The organism is Leisingera sp. SA215 (genome assembly GCF_055902035.1).
This window is the reverse complement of sequence record NZ_JBVVXU010000006.1, coordinates 114,921-136,540: the sequence shown is the minus strand read 5'-3', so window position 1 is coordinate 136,540 and position 21,620 is coordinate 114,921. Positions and strand designations below refer to the sequence as shown.

The following is a 21,620-nucleotide window of genomic DNA, read 5'->3' as shown; positions in this document are numbered from 1 at the left end:
TTCCTCAGATTGATCGTGACAGGCCGCCGGAGACTTCCAGCTGCGCACCCGTGATGTAGCTGGCCGCATGCGAGCCCAGGAAGGTGATCGCCGCGGCGGCCTCTTCCGGGTCGCCCAGGCGGCCCAGCGGTATGCCCTTCTTACGGGCCAGGTTGCCGTACCATTCCTCGCGGCTCTGGTTTTGATCCTCGCGTTCGGCAAAACGGCGGGTCCATTGGCCGGAGCCGACCATGCCCAGCAGGATCGAGTTGACCCGCACCTCCGGCGCCAATTCCACCGAGAGCGATTTCAGCAGGTTCTGCACACCGGCCCGGGCCGAGGAGGTGCAGACCATATGCGGCTCGGGCTGCAAGGCGAGCAGCGAATTGACCGCCACCACGGCGCCTTCGGCTTCTTTCAGCATCGGCAGGAAGGCCCTGAGGGGGTGGATCTGGCTGAACAGCTTCAGCTCATATTCCGCACGCCAGTCGTCGTCCGTTGTATCGGCAAAGGTCGAGACCCGCCCCTGGCCCGCATTGTTGACCAGCAGATCGCAGCGGCCGAAGGTCTGCTTCACCTCGGCGGCAAAGGCATTCATCGCTTCTGGATCGAGCACCGACAGCGCACGCGCCAGCACCCGGCCGTCGCCATAATCCCGCTTCAGCACCGACGCGACATCCATCAACCGGCCTTCGGTGCGGGCGCAGAGGGCAACATTTGCGCCTTCCTCCAGGAGCTTGCGCACGGTGGCCAGGCCAATCCCGGAAGAACCGCCGGTCACCACCGCAGTGCGGTTTGCGTATTTCAGATCCATCAGTTCGTTCCCCCGTGTTTGCGGAACTCCGGGAAGCCCGGATCCGGGCGGCCCTGCATCACCGCGCGCTGCGCCGGCGTCGGCGGGCCGGCGGTCATCCACTGGTCCATCTTCTCCGGATCGTCGCGCGGCCAGACCTGGGCTTCGTGGGTGGACTCGTCGATCTGCTGCAGCTCTGAAGTGAATTCGATCACAAAGCCCGAGGGCGAGACGAAATAGGCAAAGGGGTTGTTGCCCGGCCCGTGGCGGCCCGGGCCCCAGGTTGGCAGATGGCCCTTCTGCTTCATCCGGCCAATGCCGCGCATGAATTCGTCGATCGAAGGCATCTCGAAGGCGACGTGGTTTACCGAAGCGTAGTTGCCGCGCACCAGCGCAATCGAATGATGGTCCGAATTGCAGCGCAGGAACACCATCTGGTCGGCGGAGTAATCCGATACCCGGAAGCCCAGAACCTCCTGATACCAGGCCTCGCGGGATTCGAGGTCGGGGGTGTTCAGCACCACATGGCTGACCTTGCGGGGCTTGGCCCATTCCGGCGCCTCGTCAAGTTCCAGCGCATCGCAGCGGAACCGCAGGCGGCGGTTGTCGGGGTCGAGAACCTCGAAGCCGTAGCCGCCAGCATAGTCGCTGAATTCACCCAAGGGGCGCACGACATCGGCGCCCTTGGCGGTAACCTGATCGTGCAGCGCCTGCATCGAGGCGCGGTCCGGCATGGAAAAATGCACATATTCGATGCCAAAGACCGGCCCCTCTTTCAGACCATAAAGAAAGGCCTCATTGCCGGTGCCGCGCAGATAGGCGGCGCCATCTTCCTTATGCGCAAGGTTCAGGCCCCACATGTCTTCATAGAAGGGCAGCGTGGCCGTCAGGCCCGGGCCGCGCATAACGATGCCGCGCAAACTGCCGACTCGTACTATTTCCGTCATTTCACAACCTCCTTGTTCCCGCTCGCGCGGCCGGGTTCAGCAAGGGCCACCAAAGCAGCGGCAAAGCCCGCGGGGTCCTGCTGGTAAAGCGCATGCCCCGCATCGGGCAGCACGGTGTAGGTTCCACGCCAATCCGGCCGCAGCGCGGCATGGACGCGTCTTGCCCCTTCGGGCGGTGTCACGGCGTCACAGGCGCCAACGATGACATCCACTGGAACGGCGATCCGCCGGGCATCATCCAGCAACCGGCCGGAGGCGAGCATCCGCGCCGCCTGGCCGTAGCCGGGCATGCGGACTTGCGCCATATTGCGCTGCACCGCCGCAACCAGTTCCGGGCTGGCTTCGGGCTGATGCACCAGCCGGGCCGCCCGGGCAGCGGCAAAGGCTTCCGGCCCCAGAGCCTCCAGATCGCTGATCCGGGTCCGGGCCGCCGGGCTGGGCGGGCCGCCGCGGGCCATGCCATGCCCCAGCGCGGGCGAGGCCAGCAGCAGCCGGGACACCCGGTCCCGGAAGCTCGCCGCAAAGGCACCCGCGGTGAGCGCGCCCAGCGAATGGCCCGCCAGCATCACCTGATCAAGACCGAGGCGGTCCATGAAATCCAGCAGCGCCTGGGCGTAGTCGAAGGCCACCGGCCAGTCGCCCTGAAGCGGCGCTGACTGTCCGTAGCCCGGCGCATTCCAGGCAATCACCCGCCAGTCCTGCGGCAGATGCGGGATCAGCGGTGCAAAAGAATGGGCGTTCGACCCGATCCCGTGCAGCAGCAGCAGGCAGGGCCCGGTGCCCGCACGTTCGGCATATTCGATGCCGCCGGACTGATATGTTGCGATCCGGTCCATCACGCGAACACAAAACCGTTGTTCACCGGCAGCACCTGCCCGGTGAGGGTCAGCGCCCCGCTGCTCAGCAGGAACGCCACCACACTTGTCACCTGCTCCGGCGCTTGCCGGCCGGGTACGGCGCTGCGGCCGGCATAAAGGTCATGCCGCTCCACCGGGACATATTCCGTCGACTCGGTGGTCAGGATACCGGGCGCCACGGCGGTCACGCCGATGTGGCAGGGTCCCAGTTCCCGTGCCAGCGAGCGGGTCATCGAGATCACCGCGCCCTTGGAGGCGACGTAGGACATCAGATTCGGCGCGCCCCAAATCGCCGTGTCGGAGGCGAGGTTCACGATCCGTCCGGAGCCGGAGGTTTTGAGCAGTGGCGTCATCGCTCTGATCATCAGCCAGGTCCCGCGCACATTGACGCGCTGCACCAGATCCCAGCTATCAATGGCGATCTCGTCAAAGGGGATGCCGCCGATGCCGGTGGCAATCGCGCCGTTGTTGACCAGCCCGTGCAGGACGCCGCCGGTCAGCTCCGCCGCAGCTTTGCCCATGGCTTCGATTGATGCCGGCTCTGCGAGATCGACCGGCAGGAACTCCGCACCGAGGGTCTCTGCGGTCGCCCGGCCTTCCTCTTCGAGGATATCGGCGAGGATCAGCCGGGCACCCTGTTCCGCCAAAGTTTTGGCAATCTCGGCGCCAAGACCGCGTGCGGCGCCGGTCACGATGATGTTGCGTCCGTCCAGCATCAGCTTTCCGCCTTCGGAAGATAATGCAGCACGCGGTCTTCAATCCGTACCAGTACGGTGTAGAGCAGGAAGCCGATCACCGTCAGCAGCACGATGGCGATGAAAACCATCGCGGCATTGGCCTGGCCGCCGCCATAGGAGATCAGAAAGCCGAGCCCGGTATTGCCGCCGACCAATTCGCCGACGGTGACGCCGATCACCGCAAGGGTCGAAGCAATACGCAGCCCGGCCATCAGGTTCGGCAGGGTTGAAGGCATCTCGACTTTCAGGAAGATTCCAAAGCGCGAAAGGCTATAGGCGCGGGCCAGGTTCACCAGATCGCGGTCGACGGTGCGCATCGCCTGCAGCACGTTGACCAGCACCGGGAAGAACACGATCAGCACCGTCACCAGCAGCTTGGGGATGGAGTTGTAGCCGAACCACATGATGAACAGCGGCGCGAAGGCGACCTTGGGCGCGATCTGCAGCGCCAGGATGTAGGGCGACAGCACTTTTTCCCAGAAGGCCGACATGCCAAGAAGATAGCCCATCACCGCACCCAGCGCGCTGCCCACGGCAAAACCAAGAACGGTGTAGAGTGCGGTCGACAGCGTATGGTTCAGCAGCCCTTCCTGTGCCCACATGCGCTTGGCTTCAACCAGGCAGTCGGACAGGGTCGGAATAATGAATTTCGGAACATCCAGCGCCGGCGGCAGGAACTCCCATGCCAGCAGCACCAGGGTCAGGATGCCCAAGCTGGTGATTGTGACTGGGTTCAGGGCGCGCATCGGCGAGATCCTCGGTTCGGCGGGGCATGCGGGGGGGGTGCCCCCCTCGCGGGTTTGCGTTGTATCGGTCATTTCACAAAGTCATTGGTGTAGAGGTCTTCGACCGGCACCGAAGAGCGCACGAGGCCGTTATCGACATAGAAGGATTGGACCTTTTCGATCCGAACAGGGTCAAAGGTGCCAAGCGGCTGATCCGGTGCTTCCGGGTAGACCAGCTCGGCATAAGAGCGCAGGATGCCTTCGATCATCGCTTCCTTGCCCGTATGCTGCGGCACTGCGGCGGTGAATTCGGCGGCAGCGGCTTTCGGGTCGGTTTGGATATCCTTTACCGCCCGCAGCACCGCATTGATAAAGCCCTGCACCATCTCGGGCCGCTCTGCGATCACTGTATCCGAGGCGATAATGGCCTGCGCCATCGCCGGGAACACAGAGTCCACCGGCATCTGGCCCATCTCGACGCCGGCGCCTTCGATGGCTGCGATCCATTCCGGCACGCCGGACATGGCATCAAGCTTGCCTGCGATCGACAGCTGGATAATGCCGCCCGGGCCGACCGCCTGGATGTCGGCATCCGCCTTGGTCAGGCCGGCTGACGCCAGCACGCCAAGGAGGTTGTAATAGGTGGTGTCCTGAAAGGAGAGCACGCCGATCGACTTGCCCTTCAAGTCCGCAGCGCCGGCAATGCCGCTTTCGCTGCGCCAGGCGATCTGGGTCAGCCCGCGGCCGCCCAGCAGCGCGACGCCGCGCACGTCAAGCCCGTTGGCGCGCACCACAATCGGAGTGTCGCCAATGCCGCCGCCGAGGTCAGCGTTGCCGACCGCAACCTGGGTCGCCACATCAGCACCGCCCTTGCCGACGCGGAAGGTAACGTCAAGACCGGCGTCCTCGAAATAGCCCTTGGCCTTGGCCAGCTGGAACGGCGCAAAGGCGGGCAGGAAATCTGGTGCCGGAAACAGGTAGGTCACCTGTTCACCGGCATGGGCAACTCCCCCGGTCACGGCAATCACGGCTGCGGCAAGAACGTTTGCAAGTTTGCGTTTCATGTCTTTCCCCTGTGGTTCTGCCGCTTCAAGCGGCCTGGTTTTCGAGTTTCAGATGCTTGAAGATCTGCGCGGCATAATCCGCGACCTCGGGCAACACCCGGCGTTTGAGAGGCGACTCGCGGTGCGGCAGGTCGACTTTGAGTTCGGCAACGATGGTCCCCGGGCGCTCTGAGAGCACCAGAATGCGGTCCGACATCAGCACCGCCTCCGCCAAGTCGTGGGTTATCAGCAGCGTGGTCTTGGCGGTTTCCTTGATGGTGGCGGCAAAATTGTCCTGGATGATCAGCTTGGTCTGCGCGTCCAGCGCCGAGAACGGTTCGTCCAGCAGGATGATTTCCGGATCAATGGCCAATGTGCGCGCAAGCGCCGCCCGCTGCCGCATGCCGCCGGAGAGCTGGTAAGGGTACTGTTCGCCAAAGCCTTCGAGCTGACAGTGTTTCAGCTCCTGCAGCGCCCGTTCACGCCGCGCGGCCTTGGCAACGCCGCGGGCCTCCAACCCGAATTCGATGTTGGACAGGATCGTCCGCCAGGGCAGCAGCAGGTCCTTCTGCAGCATGAAGCCCACTTCGGCGTTGGGGCCGGTCACTGGGCGGTTGCTGACCAGAACTTCACCGCTGGTCGGCTGATACAGGCCCGCGGTCATGCTGAGCAATGTTGACTTGCCGCAGCCCGAGGGGCCGACAACCGAGACGAATTCACCTTCTTCAACCCGGAAATTCAGGTCGCGGATTGCAGTCAGGGTGCCTGTCGGTGTGGCGAACTGCTTAGTGACGGATCGGAATTCAAGCGTCATGTCAGACCTCCAGGCCGCAGCCGGCCGTGTGGCGATGCCCGTGTTCAATGATGTTCATTTCCGTCTCCCATCGCTAGCATATTGTTCAATATAGAACAAACTGTTCATAATTCAGCCTGCCGAAACTCCTCCGATCTGTCAACATTTTTTGAATCTGGCTTAGCGGAGCTCCCGGGGAGCTCGTTAAAAGACAGCCCACTTGACAGGCCGCAACCCCCTCGCCAAAGTCACTATTTGAACACTATGTTATATTGTGAACAATCGGGAGTGCAGATAATGGCATTGAAAGTTGCAGTAGCCGGGGGCGGAGTTGGCGGCATGGCCGTGGCGATCGCCCTGCAGAATCAGGGGCACGCGGTCACCATTTTTGAGCAAGCGCGGGCCTACGGAAGAATCGGCGCCGACGTGAATCTCACCCCCAATGCGGTCCATGCGCTGGACCATCTGGGGCTGGGCGGCGCATTGCGGCGCACCGCGGCGCGGCCGGAATTCCGCATCTCCCGTATGTGGGACAGCGGTGACGTGACCTCAAAACTGCCGATGAGCGCCGCCGCTGAAAAGAAATACGGCGCCCCGCAGCTGACCATTCACCGTGCTGATCTGCTCGATGCCCTGCAGGCGGCGCTGAAACCGGACACGCTTCGCTTTGGCGCCCGCGTGAGCGGAGTGCGACAGGATGAAACCAGGGCAACGCTGCAGTTCGAAGACGGCAGCGACTTTAGTGCCGATCTGGTGATCGGTGCGGATGGGATACACTCAGCGGTGCGCCATGCGCTTTACGGTGCCGATGCGCCAAAGTTCACCGGCCTTGTCTCCTATCGCGGCACCTTTGCGCGTGACGCCGCTCCGGATCTGCCGAACCTCGACAGCTTTACCAAATGGTGGGGCCCGGTGCCGGAGCTTCAGATCGTCACCTTCCCGCTCAATCAGGGCAGGGAGATCTTTGTCTTTGCCACCACCGGCCAGAAAGACTGGACAGAAGAAGGCTGGACCTTGCCGGGAGATATTGAAGAATTGCGCGCAATCTACAAGGATTTCCATCCGGAGGCCCGTGCCCTGCTCAGCGCCTGCACCGGGGTGACCCGCTCTGCCCTGCATGTGCGCGAGCCGATGGCGCGCTGGTCCGAAGGCCGCGTGGTGCTGCTGGGCGATGCCGCACACCCGATGGTCCCCTTTATGGCGCAGGGGGCCTGCATGGCATCGGAAGATGCGATCGTTCTGGCCCGTGCCGTCGAAGGGGTCGGCTTTGACGCACTGCCCGAAGCGCTCGAGCGCTATGCGCAAGCCCGCATTCCCCGCACCACCCGCGTTCAGGAAGGGTCGCTTGCCAACGACTGGCTCAAGAAAGGCGGCAATGCGGATTGGGTCTATGGCTATGACGCCTGGCGCGGGCTGGAGGCGCAGGCCGCCTGAGATCCGCAGTGGCGGCAAAGAAGCTCCGGTTCCGGCCGGAGCTTTTTACATCTGCCTCTTCGCCTCCTGCCAGCCCAGCAAACCCGACAGCCGTGCTGCGGCTTCTGTGACCTGCGCTTCAATCCCGGAAAGCTGATCCGGGCCGGGCCGTTCCGAAAACGTCCGGGTCAGGTTGACCGCAGCGGCAACATCTCCGGTCATGTCACGCACCGGTGCCGCGATCGAGGCCATCCCGGCTTCAAACTCTCCGACCTGCACAATTGCCTTGGCCCCCAGATCCCCGTTCCACTGGGCAAGCAGGGCGGCCTGGCTGCGCGGGCTGCGCCCCGGCGCCCGGCTGAAATCCTCGTCCCGGTAAAGCGAGATGACCTCGCTCTCCCGTAGCCCCGCGAGCAGCACCCGCCCCATGGTGGTGGCCGATGCAGGCAGGCGGCTTCCCACATGGACGATACTGTCGAGGCCGCTGAGCGCCGGCACCCGCAGCATGTACAGGACCGCGCGCCCGTCCCGCACCCCGAGATGCGCCGACCAGCCGCTCTGGTCGCGCAGGGTCTCAAGAACGGGTAATGCGATCTCGACCAATTCGCGCGTCGCCAGATAGCCATACCCCAATCGCAGCACCGCCGGTCCGAGGGAGTAGCGCTGGCTGTTCCGGTCCTGCAGCAGGAATCCCAGGCTGGCAAGCGTATAGACCGGGCGAAAGGCCGCCGACCGGCTGATCCCCAGAATCCCGGCAATTTCCGACAGCGACAGTTCCGGCCGTTCCGGTGTGAAGGCCTGCAGGACATCCAAACCTCGAATCAAGCCGGACACCAGATAGCGGTCCTCGGACATGGTGAACCTCTCATGCGTTTTATATGTAAAACCATGTGTGCCATGCAAAACGCGATTTGGCTAGACTGCTGCCATCTTTCCCGGACCTGTGAGGACAATATGAACATGCAATCCACTCCCGCCTCTGCCCTGGCAAAAGAGCTGAAAGCGCATACCGGGCGCTTTACCGACAAGAAATTCGACTGGGATGCCTTTCCGTCCAATCGCGGTTTTCCCGAACTGGAACGCGCCCAGATGCGCTACATCGGATCTGGCGGCTCGCCCAAGGAGGGAGACACAACAACCCTGAAGCCGGACAATTTCACCGTCTCCCTTATCTATAAGGAGCCGGGAAAATACGCCGCCTGCCACAGCCACGAGATTGAGGAAAGCTTCCTCATCATCAATGGGGCGCTGGTTGTCGGCTGGGAAAAGGACGGTGAAGTCGTCGAAGTGAACCTCGGCCCTAAGGACATGATCCTGAACGCCCGCGAAATCGGCCATGGTTTCCGCGTCGACGGTGTGGAGCCGGTGCTGATGTCGATTTCCGTCGACGTCGGCAAGCCGCTGCCGCCAGTCTACCACTACCACCCGAAGGAACACGCCCCGGAACTCGCTCGCAGCTTTGGTGCGGAACCGGGCAAGACTCTGCCCTTTGACCCGGAAGGCGATCACCCGCTTCAGCAACTCATGTCGCAATACGTGGTGCGTCATGCCGATCTGCCCACAATCTGGGAAGACGCAGGCTTCACCCGCAAGGTCTATGTCGGCGAAGGCGGCATTGATTACGACACCTGCCGTAAGGAAATGTGGGGCGTTCCTGCCGGTGTTGCAGTGAAACCCTACACCCGCGCCGTCGAAGATGCTTTCCTTGTCCTTGAAGGGTCGCTGACCGTGGGCTGGGAACAGGACGGCGAACAGGTCGAAGTCGAACTGGGGCCGCGGGATCTGGTTAAAACCCCGGCTGGCCGCGTCCACTGGTTCCGCAACAACTCCGCCGCGCCCGCTGCCGTCTGGCACGTGATTGGCACTGCAGCAGATGATGGCGTCAGCTACGAAAAGGCCTGATCCTTCAAGATACCTCCCTGAAACTGGCCCTCCCGCACGGGGGGCCTTTTTTTTGCGCCAGGCGCTGCGCTCACATCTGGTCTGAGGCCCAGCCGCGATAGCCAAGCGCCTCGGAAATCTCCTGCGCAACAGCCTTGAGCGCGGTTTCAATGCGCAGCAGATTGCCGCTGTCCAGGGCAAAGTCGCTGGCGTGACCCGTAACGTTCACCGCCCCGGCCGGCGAGCCGAGGTGATCATAGACGATCACTGCGGCCGAGCCGATCCCCGGCTCGAAATTCGCCTGGCTCCAGGCAATGCCCTGCATCCGGTCCTGATCCAGCTGTTGCTCCAGCTCCTGAAGGCTGGTCCGGGTCTTTTCGGTAAAGGAGTCGAGGGTTGCCCCTTTGTAGAGCTGCCGCAGCATCACCTGAGGCAGCTGTGACAGCAGCATCCGGCCGATGGTCGTGGCATGGGCCGGCAGCCGGGTCCCTTCACGCACGTTGCTGGCGAGGTGAGAGTTCGGCGTTTCACGAAGCAGATAAACAATCTCGCGGCCATCCAGCACGCCAAGATGCGAGGAGAGGTTCAGCTCCGCCACCAGCTTTCGCAGATAGGGGCGCGCCACCTGCACGATCGACCGTTCATTCAGCGCTTCGGAGGCCAGCGCGATCAGGCCGGTGCCCAGCCTGTAGCCATTGCCCTCCCCCGCCGACTCGATCATGCCCTCTGCTTCAAGCGTTGCCAGCAGCCGGATCAAAGTTGTACGGTTTATCCCCAGCGCCTTGGACGTCTTGCTGATGTTGCGGCAGCGGTTTCCGGCAGCGATATGACGCAGCAGAGCAAAGGCCCGAATGACCGGCGGCACCGAATAATCCGGTCTCTTCTCCACGCTCACCTCTTCTGCCATGCGCCCTCCAAATTTGAACACTTCTATCGTATTTGAACAAATACCCTTAGTTTGACCCGGGGCAAAGGACAATTAGGGAGCGGCAATCCTGTGAACTGTAGGTTTCTGCTTCGTTGCACAAATTTCGAGAAGGATTCACTGTGTGCATCCAGCGGGATAGCTGGTGTGCACGCGCAGTTGGGCCCTTATGAAATTTGTGCAGCAAGAGCCACTCAAAGCCACATCCAGCGGCAATGAAAAATCTAATGTAAAGTGTGGGTGGCGGAGACGAAGTCCGTATTACGTATGAAAAACATGGACACACAAAGACAGAAGTGGACGAATAAAAATATTTATTACAAAGGCTTAAGCGGACTAACTTTACATTGAAGTCTTTAGCAGGCTGCTGAAATAGTTCCGCCTCGACAGCGGTTTGAGAACATGATTCACCTTCGGCAGGGTACCGGCGGGGGTAATGATGCGTGGGAGGGACGAGACGAGCGGGTCGCTGTTCAGCTACGTGGATCTGGAAGAGCGCATCCCGCCGAGACACCCGCTGCGCAAAATCAGACAAGTGGTCAATGACGCGCTCGCCAGTCTCGATGCTGAATTCGAGGCGCTCTACACCGATTTCGGCCGCCCTTCGATCCCGCCGGAGCGGCTGATCCGTGCGAGCTTGCTCCAGATCCTGTTTTCGATCCGATCCGAGCGGCAGCTCATGGAGCAGATGAACTAGAACCTGATGTTCCGCTGGTTTGTCGGCCTCGGGATCGATTATCAGGTATGGGTTCCGACCGTGTTCACGAAGAACCGCGACCGGCTGCTGACGACCGAGATGTCGCGCAAGGTGATGGCGGCGATCCTCGCCCACCGCGAGGTCGCGCCGCTGCTGTCGGACGAGCATTTCTCGGTGGATGGCACCTTGGTGAAGGCCTGGGCGTCGATGAAGAGTTTCCAGCCGAAGGCAGAGGCCAGTCCGCCTGACGATGATGGGCCGGGTGATCCGCCCGCCCCGGACACCACGCCCGAAACCGAGCCTTCCGATAGCCCCGCCGAGACCGATCCGATGCCCCGCAATTCCCACCGCCGCCGCAATGCCGAGGTCGACTTCAAGGGCGAGAAGCGCTCCAACGCCACCCACGTATCGACCACCGATCCGGACGCACGGCTCTACAAGAAATCCCCCGGCACCGGGGCCATGTTGTGCTTCATCGGGCATGCGCTGATGGAGAACCGCTCGGGCCTGGTCGTACAGGGCGACCTGACCCAGGCCGACGGTCCTGCCGAACCCAAGGCCGCGCTGGACATGATCCATCGCCATTCCCCTGGATCAACCCGGCAACTGACGCTGGGCGCCGACAAGGGCTATGACGCCTCCGGGTTCGTTTCCGACCTGCGCCAAGCTTGCGTCACGCCCCATGTCGCAGAAATCGAGATACTCCGCGATCGATGGCCGAACCACCCGGCATGAAGGCTACGCCCTGTCACAGAAGCACCGCAAGAGGATCGAGGAACCGTTTGGCTGGGCCAAGACAGTCGGAGGCATGGCCCAAACCCTGTATCGCGGTGTCGAGCGTGTCCGTTCGCGGTTCATCCTGACTATGGCGGCGAACAACCTTGCAAGACTGCCCCGGTTGCTGGCCGCGTGACGCGGGAGAACGGCACCTGGCGCGAACGTCGAGCGAGCCGAAAGGACATGGTGATCACACGAACTAGCCCTGATGGCAGGACAGCGTTCCGGCTCAGGGGCTATTTCAGCGACCTGTTAGGGTATAACTCGCTTCGAGCCCACAGCCGCCATCTGACGCCTGGCGGCCCCTCGCATGCGCAGCGGAGCACGAACGGCGCTTTGCGGCCATTCAATACACGTCTACGAACGATAGCGGTGCGGGACAAAGTTGCTGTTCTTTCGAAACACACAGCTTACAGATTTGTCGTTCCAAGGTGCTTGCGGTACTCATAGGCAATGGTTTCTAGGTTACCCATAACTTCACCCAAAGATCGCAGCATGGTTCTGCGCAAAGCTTCGTCAGGTATGCTTCTAAGTAGCTCCTCCAAATCACTAATTGGCGGCGAGAAGGCCTCTCTTCCTTCCTCAACTTTCGCATACAATTGGTGTTCTTCCATCTTCGAACCTCGTCTGGAAGCCACTAGATCGGCAGCTATATGATCTAAATAACATGCAGTGGAGCCGCGCGAAATATGCCCGCTCGATCTTGCCGTCCGCTGCGGCGAGCCTGGGCGGGCGGAGAGAGCCGAGGCTGTGTGAAAACTCCAGATGCTGTATGCTTTTCGGCAAAGACCGGAGCGGCGAACGGCGGCTCCGTCCTGCAACCTGATGGAGTGGATGCCCCTCCCGACGGCATCGCGATGTGCCATGCTGGTACTGTCTTAACAGACCAGAAACAGAGGAGGCGGCAATGGAAATGGTTGCAATCATCGGAGTAGACTTGGCAAAGCGCAGTTTTCAGGCGCATGGGGCGACAGCTGGTGGGGATGTCTTGTTCCGCAAGAAACTGTCCCGGGCGCAAGTTGTACCATTTTTTGCACAACAACCAAACTGCACCGTTGCTATGGAGGCCTGCGCGACCGCGCATGACTGGGGGCGTCAGATTGGAGCACTCGGCCATGAAGTGAAATTGATACCGCCCATCTATGTGAAACCTTTCGTCAAACGGCATAAAAACGATGCTGCTGATGCAGAAGCGATTGCCGAGGCGGCATCACGTCCGACGATGCGGACAGTCGCCGTAAAAACACATGAGCAACAAAGCCGGGCGGTTTTGTTCCGGACACGTGACCTGCTTTTGAGGCCACGCACGCAGCCGATCAACGCCCTGCGGGCTCATCTCGCCGAGTTTGGCCGGGTGGCACCAAAAATGACGGTAAATATCAAAAGTCTGAGGGAAATCTTGGAAGATCCCGAGAACGGTCTGCCAAAAGTGGTGACAGATGTTGGATCAATCTACCTTGGCCAGATCGCACGCTAACAGAACAGATAGGCAGGCTTGAAAAGCAGGTGCGCATCGAAGCGACAAGAGACGATAACGCACGCCGTCTTCAGACCATGCCAGGCATCGGTCCGAAAACTGCAATGGCTGTCTCCGCCTTCGCCCCGCCGATGGAAATCTTTCGCCGGGGTCGGGTTTTTTCTGCGTGGGTAGGGCTGGTACCGAAGCAACACTCGACCGCGGGAAAGCAGAAATTGGGCCGAACGTCGAAGATGGGGCAGAGAGATATCCGCAGGCTTTTGGTCACCGGTGCCATGTCCGTCGTGAAGGTGGCGGTTCACAAGGGTGCGCCCGGGCGTCTCTGCTGATTGTCGATGAAATCGGTTATGGAAACTGAGGAACGAGCTGCGTAACTAACTGAAATCAGCCTCCGGCACAACCGGGGCGGTTCATAGTGCTCTGAGCTCCAACCTTGGGCCACGGACCTGAGCGTTTTTACGTTTTCTAAGCCATTGGGTGGCAGGTGGACCCATTGGATTTCATGAACTCTGCCGGTGTCATATTGCCGATTGAGCTGTGCGGCTCGCCGTTCCGGCCGTTCGCGGCGACTGCAAGGCTTCACCCCCAGTAAACTCAAACATTTCGGACAAAGCAGAAACGGGCCTCCGCTTTGTCCGGTCTTATAGCGGCACTCAGGCTGCAGCCTGGGCCTGCCGAATTTGCCGCGCGACCATGACATATCCCATAAGCGTGGCCATCCCGACATGCCCGACAAAGGAAGACTGCGTGTAAGCGCCAAATCCCATCATGAACGTGCGCCCGACGGCCGGGGCCAGAAGGCCCTGAGCCACGAACCAAAGAATAAATCCAGCAATGACACCGGAAAGGATCAGGTTGATCCGGGACACCAGATGCGTCAGCCACACGAACCCTGCAAACCCGATGACACCGATCGTGAAGTGAACGAGAAAACCGGCCCAATACGGCACAGTGACACCAAATCCGATTTTGATGAGGGCAACAACCAAGTTCGCCGGACCAAGGGCGACGCCGAACAGCAGTGGCGAGATCAGCCATGCGTATACCTCAAATGAAATTTCGCCGACCAACCCGGCGATCACCAGGTTTCTGAGTGTGTTTGGTGTCAACATGTCGTTGTGTTCTTTCAGCTTTTTGCGGAGATTGCGGGGCAATACTTGGCGATAGTCTGCGCGCACCTTTGTGCTTGTGCATCAAAGGAATACTGAACGTCAGCAGCGGCTTCATGCATGGAACTGATGCCATGGGCCGTCACTTATTTTGAGCTGAGAGATTGTTCAAAACACTTGGTCTGACGGTCATTCAAAATTCGGTGTTTCGATGTCGCGCAAAGTCGGCTGCATCATAAAATTGACATGCGTTCTCAGCGCAGCCGCCGCCGAGGCGGGCGCCAACCTATGCAGACTCTCGTATGATTAAGGTTGTATCTATCAAGCGGGGCTCCGGCACTGCATCTTGCTCCACCCACTGAGCAATTGCGTCCGCTGTCTGAATTCCCATTTCATGCGCTGGCAATCGAACGGTCGTAATGGCCGGAAAGGCGCATGCCGACGAAGGCAGATCGTCGATCCCTATCAGTGACATTTGATCGGGAATCTGCACCTTGCGCCGGTGAAGCTCAAATGAGGCGCCAAGCGCGAGGACATCTGAGAGACACAGGATCGCCGTGATATGCGGCGCGGATCGAAGTAGCGCGCTGACGGCTTCACCGCCCCCGGCGAAGGTCATCTCTGTTTTGAATTTGATAATATTTTCATGCTCTTGCAGTGCCGACAAACGTGCGTGCATCCGGTCGTTCTGTTCCGTCGGCCCATGGAGTACTGCTATATGAATATGGCCTTTGGTCCGAAGGAATTCGAGCGCTTTTCGGGAGGCTCCGGCATTGTCGTACCCGATTGTCGGGTATCGATAATCCTCTTGATAGAAAGACGTCGCGATCGTCGGCATTCGTGTGCGTGCTACGAGGTGATCAAACTCGGGACTATGGGTGACCCCCGAAACACACAGAGCTTCGGCACCGATGTCCACCAGTCCCTGCGCTTTCTGTGCCTCGACATCGGGATCGCCACCGGTTGTTGCCACCACAAGCGACAATCCATGGGCAGACAGCTTGGCTTCGAGCGCGCCCAGGAACTTGGAAAAGATCGCGTTGTCCAGAGTGGGCACCAAGGCGCCGACCACATGGGAACGGCCGGAGTTGATGGACCGGGCCGCGGCACTGGGAACGAAATGCAAGGCATCAATGGCCGCCTGCACTGCTTTACGGGTCGTGGCATTGACGATGTCCGGCGTGTTGAGAACACGGGAGACCGTCGCTACCGAAAAGCCCGATTCCCTGGCGACATCGCGCAGGTTGGCTTTCTTCTTGCTGCCTGTGTCGGTCATTTTTTGTGCGTTTCCCTGAGTTGCCCAGCGGTTTGGTAGAAAGTTATTGACGCATGTAACCAGTTTCTGCAACCTTGTAACTGGTATCATAGCCATAATCGGCCATGTAACCGGTACCACAGACAGAAGGCAACTTCGATACCATGTACGGCTACCAACTCATCCAGTCTTGCGACAGCATCGGCCTCAGTTCGCCGCAGCGTTCTTTTCCCGGCTTCACAAAGACCTCGGTCGACGTCCTCACCATCGCGCCGCGCGAAGTGCGGCGGATCGACATGAGACATGGCGATCTGGTCAGCGTTCTGGAGGCGGGCCGGGGCGGCTCCTTGCAGGTTGCCGCGTTTGGTCCCCATGGCGAAGACGCGCTTGCGGAGCTGGGCCTGCGGGGCACGGATACGCTCGACCCCGCGCAGGTTGATGCGCAGGCGCTTTCCGGCTGGATATCCGCGCAGGGCGGTGACCCGGCCGCAGAAATTCCCGCCGCTGTCCTGGGTGATCTCGCTGAGCAGATCGTTCTTCAGGCGCGGATGGATCTGACGCTTTGGATCGCACGCCCGATCGGCCGCGCGACCTTTGTTGCCGGCAGCGATTGCGGCGTCGTCACGGTCACCCACCAGCCGGCCAGTCTGCGAAACCGTGTCCTGCCGCCCGAGCTCGGCGAGGTGCGGGATGAATTCACGGTCTCGCGCGGGACGGGCGTCGCCTATGAGGTCAAGAAGGGCGAGTATTTCCAGATCATCGACGTCGAAGGCCAGCAATGTTCCGATTTCATGGCCTTCCGCACAGACGCACTGGATCGCGGCGAGGAGTTGATGATCGACGGTACCGCCTCGCGGTCGATGGCGCGACGGGCCTTCCCGGGGCCCGGCTTGTTCGACAAGTTCTTTGACCAGGAGGTGCGCCCGCTGATGAACGTGGTGCAGGATACCTGCGGGCGCCATGACACCTTCGGTCTCGCCTGCACGGCACGTGTCTACGAGGAACGTGGGTTTCCCGGGCATGTGAACTGTTCCGACAACATCTCGAATGCGCTTGATCCCTATGGCGTGAAGAAACGCTCCGCCTGGCCTGCCATCAATTTCTTCTGGAATACGTGGATCGACCACCATTCACACAACTTCATGACCGAGGAAAGCCACTCGCGGCCCGGTGACTATGTTGCGATGCGCGCGATGACAGACCTGGTTTGTGTTTCGACCGCTTGCCCCGATGACATAGATCCCGTCAACGGATGGAATCCGACCGACATTCACGTGCGCATTTACCGGCCGGACGCGCCGATCCGCCACGCTGTCGCTTACCGAGAGAAAGAAGACCTGCCCATGGCCATCAGCCAGGAATCCGCGTTCCATGAACGTTTGGCGCCCTTGACCCAGCATTTCGCCCCGGTCCGGGATCTCTGGACACCCGTCAGCTTCCCGTCGACTGGCATGCTGGGGGAATACTGGGCGTGCCGGAATGCGGTGACGGTCCAGGATATGAGCGGGCTGCGCAAGTATGACGTGGTCGGGCCCGACGCGGAAAAACTCTTGCAGCTTGCAACCACCCGCAACGTGGCAAAGCTGGCGCAGTGGCGCGGGTCCTACACGCTGATGTGCGACGACACCGGCGCGGTGATCGACGACGGGACCCTGTTCCGCCTCGGCACGGATCTGTTCCGCTGGTGCTGCGGTTCGGAGGAAAGTGCGCGTGTCCTGACGTCCCTGGCTGCCGAGCACGGCTTGCAGGTGCGTGTTCACGCGCTGCAGAACGCCATGCCCAACCTGGCGATCCAGGGACCGAAGTCGCGGGATCTTTTGAAGAAGATCGTGTTCACGCAGCCTCATGTCCCGGCTCTGGAGCAGCTCAAGTGGTTCGGTGTCACGGTCGCCCGGCTGAACGATCGGGAAGGCGCGCCCTTCATGTTGTCACGGTCCGGCTATACCGGCGAACTGGGCTACGAGATTTTCTGCGCCAAGGCTGACGCGGTGGCGATTTGGGATGCCGTCATGGAGGCCGGCGAGGAGTTCGGCGTCACCCCCATGGGGACCGAGGCGCTCGAGACAATCCGCATCGAAGCGGGGCTTGCGGCTGCCGGGGCCGAGTTCGCACCGGGCGTCGATGCCTTCGAGGCCGGCTTGGGCTTTGCAGTCGACATGACAAAGGCGGAATTCACCGGCAAGGCGGCGCTCGAACGCAACATGAAAAGCCCGCGCCACCTTCTCAAAGGCCTGCTGCTGGGCTGCAACGATGTTCCTGCGCATGGCGCGCCGATCTGGGCCGGTGAGCGGCAGGTCGGGGTAGTCACCTCGGCGACGCGATCTCCGACGCTGGAGCATGCCATCGCGATCGGCCGCATCTCCATCGAACACGCGGATAACGAGACGCAACTTGAAATCGGTCAGCTCGATGGACGCATGAAGCGACTCGGTGCGACTGTCACCGACATTCCCTTCATAGACCCGCAACGCAAGCGGGCACGTGCATAACACGACCTTTCATCCAACCAGGAGATCAAGCCTCATGAAAACGCTAAAAAGTCTATCAGTTACGTTGACGCTTGCCCTCGCGGGCAGCGGCGCGGCTGCACAAGAAAAGGTCATGGTGGGCGAGCCGGGCTGGCCCGGCGCGAAAATCATGGCAAGCATCATCGGTACCGTGATCGAAACCCGCCTGGGGGTGGAGGCCGGCTATGCGCCGGGGACGAATGCGGTGATCTTTGCCTCCATGGACGGCGGCCGTGGTGACATCGATGTGCATCCCGATGTCTGGTTGCCGAACCAGTCGTCTTTCACCGAGGAATACGTCGACGAAAAGGGTACGGTGAGCCTGTCGTCGGGCAGCTACGAGGGCCGCGCCGGCGTCTGTGTCCCCACCTACATGGCAGAAGAGCACAACATAAAATCGATCTATGACCTCGCCACGCCCGATGCGCAGAAACTCTTCGACACCGATGGCGACGGCATGGGCGAGATCTGGGTCGGGTCGCCGGGCGCCGCGTCGAAGAACACCTTCATGGTGCGTGTTCGCGATTACGGCATCGAGCCCTTCCTCACGCCGACCATCGAGGATGAGACGATTTTCTTCGCCCGCCTGAAGGACCTCATCGCCGAGAGGAAGGGCGCCGCATTCTATTGCTACACCCCGCACTACGTGCATGCGCTTTATGACACGACGATGCTCGAAGAGCCCGAGCACAACCCCGACACCTATGTCATGGTGCAACCGAACGAGGACGCCGACTGGTACGCGAAATCCAATGTCGACAGTGGCGAGATCGTCAAGTCTGTCACCGTAGCCTATTCCAACAGCCTCAACGAGCGCAGCCCCGCGGTGGCCTCCTTCCTGGCTAACATCGACATGGATGCAGAGGAACTTTCAAAGCTGACATATGCGGTCGTGGTTGAAGGCGGCGAAATCTCTGCGGTCGCCGAAAAATGGGTCGCCGAAAACGGCGAGATGGTCGATGGCTGGTTGGGGCTCAAGTGAAGCACGTTGATCGGGATCAGGTCTGGCGCCCTTCCGGCGCCGGGCAACCAAAAAGTCGTGGGGACGGGATGGCCAAGGAAATTGCAATCGACGCCCGCGGCGTCTGGAAGGTCTTCGGAACACGTCCTGAGGAAGCCTTGGCCGCGGTCCATAGGGAAGGGCTCAGCAAGACGCAGGTGCTGGAACGCTTCAATTGCGTCGTCGGCGTTGCGGATGCCAATTTCCAGATCGAACGGGGCGAGTTGTTCTGCGTCATGGGGCTGTCCGGCTCGGGCAAATCGACACTCGTACGCCATGTGAACCGGCTTCTGGAGCCGACCGCCGGAGAAATTCTGATCGGCGGCGACAACGTGATGGACCTCGACGCAGACGGCCTGCGCGACCTGCGCAACCGCCGGGTCGCGATGGTGTTCCAGAATTTCGGACTGATGCCGCACCGGACGGTGCGCGACAATGTCGCCATGCCGCTGGAGATCCGCGGCACGGGCAAGGCCCGCCGCTGGGAAGAGGCCGACCGCGTGCTCGAACTGGTTGAACTGACCGGCTGGGAGGACAAGTACGCACATGAGCTGTCGGGCGGCATGCAGCAACGGGTGGGACTGGCCCGGGCGATTGCCTCGGACCCGGAAATCCTGCTGATGGACGAGCCGTTCTCGGCGCTGGACCCGCTGATCCGCAAGCAGTTGCAGGACCAGTTCATGGCACTCAGCCGCGATCTGAAGAAGACCACGATGTTCATCACCCATGACCTGGACGAGGCCATCCGTCTTGGCCACCGCATCGCGATCATGAAGGACGGGCGTATCGTGCAAATAGGCACTCCGGAAGACATCATCCTGAACCCGGCGGACGAGTATGTCTCGAATTTCGTGGCCGGCATTTCCAAGCTGCACATGATCTTCGCCCATTCGGTCATGACGCCGGTGGAAGAACACGAAGCCCGGCACGGTCCCGTGCCGGTCGATGCTCTGCAAGCCCACCCCGAGATGGATCTGGACGCCTTGCTGGGCCTTTGCGCGGAAGGGCACGGGGTCGTGGCCGTGGTGGATGACGGGACCACAGTCGGCGTGATCGACCGCACCGGTTTGATCCGGGCCATCCAGGAAAATCAGGCGTAGGAAAGAACATGTCCGCAATTAAACCTGAAACGGCCGAGCGCCTCGGTACTCTGGTCGAAGACTTCGTCGGCAGCAGCAAGGATTATTACCGCAAGACCTTCGCCTACATGATGGAGGCGCCCGGCTATCGCTTTACGCTGAACCTTGCCGCGGCGCTCCTCGGCCCGATCTGGTTTGGCGCAAGGGGCCTATGGTCCTGGTTCCTGGGGTTCCTGATCCTCGAGACCTTTGCCTATGTTCAGATCGGCAAGGGGCTGCTGGGCGATCTCGGGCGCGAACAGCGTCAGCGTGCGGAGCAAATCGGCGAAACGCTGGACCTGCGACGTCAGCAGATCGAGGCGGCCGAACAATCCGGGGCGTCTTCTCTGAAGGCTCTGAAACGGGCGGCGGAGTCGCTCGAAGGGGCCTTGGCAAATGCCCAGGCCGCCGCGTCGCAGGCAGATGCCGCGGGGTTCTGGTATGTTCTGTTCGGCCTTGTCGTGCTCGTCCTTTTGAAATTCACCCAGGCAGCCATGGCCAACTGGACGCTCGAGGGGCAGTTCACCCGCTGGCGGTCGGACTCGAGTGTGGCGCACGGCTGGTCCGCCGCGCGGACTGTTGTCGCATCCGTCCTGTTCGGCGGTGTCGCGGTGATGACCATGGTCAAGTTCGCGCAACCCGACGCGTTTGCAGTGCTCAAGGCGTTTCCGACCAACCGCAACTGGCGCCTGAACGTCGGCGACGGGGTGCAGGCGGCGTTTGACTGGACCAAGGTGAACGGGCGGGGCTTCTTCGAGGGGCTGACGCTGGGGATGCGCACCTTGCTCGACGGGATCGAGATTGTTCTCGTGCAGACGCCCTGGCCGGTCGTCGGCCTGGTGATTGTCCTGCTCGCCTATCTCAGCGCCGGTGCGCGGGTCGCGATCTTTACCGGTGCGGCGCTAGCCTATCTCGGGCTACTGGATTTCTGGGAAAAGGCTATGACCACCATCGCCTTGCTGGGGGCCGCGGCGCTGATCTCGATCACGCTCGGCATTCCGCTCGGCATCTATTGCGCCCGCAGGCCCCGGGCCTTTGCCGTGGTGCGTCCGATCCTGGACTTCATGCAATCCATGCCAAGCTTTGTCTACCTGATCCCTGTGGTTGCCTTCATCGGCGCGGGCAAACCCGCCGGTGTGGTCGCCACGATGATCTTTGGCAGCCCGCCGGTCATCCGCTTCACGGTGCTGGGCTTGCAGCAGGTCCCCGAGACGGTCCGGGAAGCCGCGCTCGCCTTCGGGGCAACGCCGCGATACCTGCTGTGGCGCGTGGACCTGCCGCTGGCGGCGCGCACGATCATGGCGGGTGTCAATCAGACCATCCTGATGTCGCTGGCGATGGTGGTGGTCGCGTCTCTGATCGGGGCAAAGGGCCTTGGCGAAGACGTTCTGGAAGCTCTGCAATACGCTGCCGCAGGGCAGGGTATCCTCGCAGGGCTCGCAATTCTTTTCTGCGCCCTGATCCTCGACCGAATTGTCGCTGGCAAGCGACAATAGCGTCAACTTAGGCCCGGCGGCAGCCTTGGGCCTCGATGTCGCGCGACCTGTCGTCCCGGCTCAATTTGTCTGTAACCCCCACCTCTGCGGC

General features: G+C 61.3%; 18 protein-coding genes and 2 pseudogenes. 8 read left to right on the top strand and 12 right to left on the bottom strand.

Annotated features, from left to right (window positions below; translation table 11 throughout):
- Nucleotides 1–4: 4 nt before the first annotated feature.
- From AC0KW6_RS08920 to AC0KW6_RS08890, 7 genes are all read right to left on the bottom strand, one after another.
- Nucleotides 5–793, bottom strand: coding sequence for an SDR family oxidoreductase (locus AC0KW6_RS08920; RefSeq protein WP_474034712.1), 789 nt, complete (start codon nt 791–793; stop codon nt 5–7).
- Nucleotides 793–1,719: a VOC family protein gene (locus AC0KW6_RS08915; protein ID WP_323778907.1), complete on the bottom strand. Its 927-nt coding sequence runs from the start codon at nt 1,717–1,719 to the stop codon at nt 793–795. Before AC0KW6_RS08915 ends, AC0KW6_RS08920 begins: the two co-directional genes overlap by 1 nt.
- A complete protein-coding gene (locus AC0KW6_RS08910; RefSeq protein ID WP_474034711.1) occupies nt 1,716–2,555 on the bottom strand; it encodes an alpha/beta fold hydrolase in 840 nt (279 codons plus the stop codon). The genes AC0KW6_RS08915 and AC0KW6_RS08910 overlap by 4 nt, the downstream gene beginning before the upstream one ends.
- Nucleotides 2,555–3,292, bottom strand: a complete 738-nt coding sequence (locus AC0KW6_RS08905) for an SDR family oxidoreductase (RefSeq protein ID WP_323778903.1) — start codon at nt 3,290–3,292, stop codon at nt 2,555–2,557. Before AC0KW6_RS08905 ends, AC0KW6_RS08910 begins: the two co-directional genes overlap by 1 nt.
- Nucleotides 3,292–4,059 (bottom strand): ABC transporter permease, encoded by a 768-nt coding sequence (locus AC0KW6_RS08900; protein WP_323778901.1) that lies wholly within the window; start codon nt 4,057–4,059, stop codon nt 3,292–3,294. The genes AC0KW6_RS08905 and AC0KW6_RS08900 overlap by 1 nt, the downstream gene beginning before the upstream one ends.
- A 68-nt stretch (nt 4,060–4,127) precedes the next feature.
- Nucleotides 4,128–5,102 (bottom strand): ABC transporter substrate-binding protein, encoded by a 975-nt coding sequence (locus AC0KW6_RS08895; RefSeq protein WP_323778899.1) that lies wholly within the window; start codon nt 5,100–5,102, stop codon nt 4,128–4,130.
- Between the two features lie 25 nt (nt 5,103–5,127).
- Nucleotides 5,128–5,895, bottom strand: coding sequence for an ABC transporter ATP-binding protein (locus AC0KW6_RS08890; protein ID WP_323778898.1), 768 nt, complete (start codon nt 5,893–5,895; stop codon nt 5,128–5,130).
- Between the two features lie 276 nt (nt 5,896–6,171).
- Between AC0KW6_RS08890 and AC0KW6_RS08885 the strand changes: the two genes are divergently transcribed.
- The gene (locus AC0KW6_RS08885) at nt 6,172–7,308 is read left to right on the top strand and encodes an FAD-dependent monooxygenase (protein ID WP_474034710.1); all 1,137 of its coding nucleotides are present in this window, start codon (nt 6,172–6,174) and stop codon (nt 7,306–7,308) included.
- A 45-nt stretch (nt 7,309–7,353) separates the two neighbouring features.
- Here AC0KW6_RS08885 and AC0KW6_RS08880 read toward each other — a convergent pair whose 3' ends face one another.
- On the bottom strand, nt 7,354–8,142 hold the full coding sequence (locus AC0KW6_RS08880; RefSeq protein ID WP_323778894.1) for an IclR family transcriptional regulator: 789 nt from the start codon (nt 8,140–8,142) through the stop codon (nt 7,354–7,356).
- 105 nt (nt 8,143–8,247) lie between these two features.
- On the opposite strand from AC0KW6_RS08880, the gene AC0KW6_RS08875 reads away from it, so the two are divergent.
- Nucleotides 8,248–9,189 (top strand): cupin domain-containing protein, encoded by a 942-nt coding sequence (locus AC0KW6_RS08875; protein WP_474034709.1) that lies wholly within the window; start codon nt 8,248–8,250, stop codon nt 9,187–9,189.
- Nucleotides 9,190–9,259: 70 nt separating this feature from the next.
- Here the strand turns inward: AC0KW6_RS08875 and AC0KW6_RS08870 are convergent, their stop codons facing one another.
- Nucleotides 9,260–10,075: an IclR family transcriptional regulator gene (locus AC0KW6_RS08870; protein ID WP_323778893.1), complete on the bottom strand. Its 816-nt coding sequence runs from the start codon at nt 10,073–10,075 to the stop codon at nt 9,260–9,262.
- Between the two features lie 457 nt (nt 10,076–10,532).
- Between AC0KW6_RS08870 and AC0KW6_RS08865 the strand changes: the two are divergent.
- A pseudogene (locus tag AC0KW6_RS08865) lies at nt 10,533–11,703 on the top strand (IS5 family transposase).
- Between the two features lie 274 nt (nt 11,704–11,977).
- Here AC0KW6_RS08865 and AC0KW6_RS08860 read toward each other — a convergent pair.
- The gene (locus AC0KW6_RS08860) at nt 11,978–12,181 is read right to left on the bottom strand and encodes a hypothetical protein (RefSeq protein WP_474034708.1); all 204 of its coding nucleotides are present in this window, start codon (nt 12,179–12,181) and stop codon (nt 11,978–11,980) included.
- Between the two features lie 293 nt (nt 12,182–12,474).
- Here AC0KW6_RS08860 and AC0KW6_RS08855 point away from each other — a divergent pair.
- Nucleotides 12,475–13,358: pseudogene (locus tag AC0KW6_RS08855) on the top strand (IS110 family RNA-guided transposase); the annotation flags it as partial.
- A 339-nt stretch (nt 13,359–13,697) separates the two neighbouring features.
- Here the strand turns inward: AC0KW6_RS08855 and AC0KW6_RS08850 are convergent.
- Both AC0KW6_RS08850 and AC0KW6_RS08845 read right to left on the bottom strand, forming a co-directional pair.
- A complete protein-coding gene (locus AC0KW6_RS08850) occupies nt 13,698–14,222 on the bottom strand; it encodes a hypothetical protein (RefSeq protein WP_323784332.1) in 525 nt (174 codons plus the stop codon).
- Nucleotides 14,223–14,439: 217 nt separating this feature from the next.
- Nucleotides 14,440–15,429: a LacI family DNA-binding transcriptional regulator gene (locus AC0KW6_RS08845; RefSeq protein WP_474034707.1), complete on the bottom strand. Its 990-nt coding sequence runs from the start codon at nt 15,427–15,429 to the stop codon at nt 14,440–14,442.
- 143 nt (nt 15,430–15,572) lie between these two features.
- Between AC0KW6_RS08845 and AC0KW6_RS08840 the strand changes: the two genes are divergently transcribed.
- The 4 genes from AC0KW6_RS08840 to AC0KW6_RS08825 all read left to right on the top strand — a co-directional run bounded on the left by AC0KW6_RS08840 (nt 15,573) and on the right by AC0KW6_RS08825 (nt 21,529).
- The gene (locus tag AC0KW6_RS08840) at nt 15,573–17,897 is read left to right on the top strand and encodes a DUF1989 domain-containing protein (RefSeq protein WP_474034706.1); all 2,325 of its coding nucleotides are present in this window, start codon (nt 15,573–15,575) and stop codon (nt 17,895–17,897) included.
- Between the two features lie 34 nt (nt 17,898–17,931).
- On the top strand, nt 17,932–18,897 hold the full coding sequence (locus tag AC0KW6_RS08835; RefSeq protein WP_323776091.1) for an ABC transporter substrate-binding protein: 966 nt from the start codon (nt 17,932–17,934) through the stop codon (nt 18,895–18,897).
- 68 nt (nt 18,898–18,965) lie between these two features.
- Nucleotides 18,966–20,015, top strand: coding sequence for a quaternary amine ABC transporter ATP-binding protein (locus AC0KW6_RS08830; RefSeq protein WP_323776090.1), 1,050 nt, complete (start codon nt 18,966–18,968; stop codon nt 20,013–20,015).
- Nucleotides 20,016–20,023: 8 nt separating this feature from the next.
- Nucleotides 20,024–21,529 carry an ABC transporter permease gene (locus AC0KW6_RS08825; RefSeq protein WP_474034705.1) on the top strand — a complete coding sequence of 502 codons (1,506 nt, stop codon included), beginning with the start codon at nt 20,024–20,026 and terminating at the stop codon, nt 21,527–21,529.
- Nucleotides 21,530–21,620 lie beyond the last annotated feature (91 nt).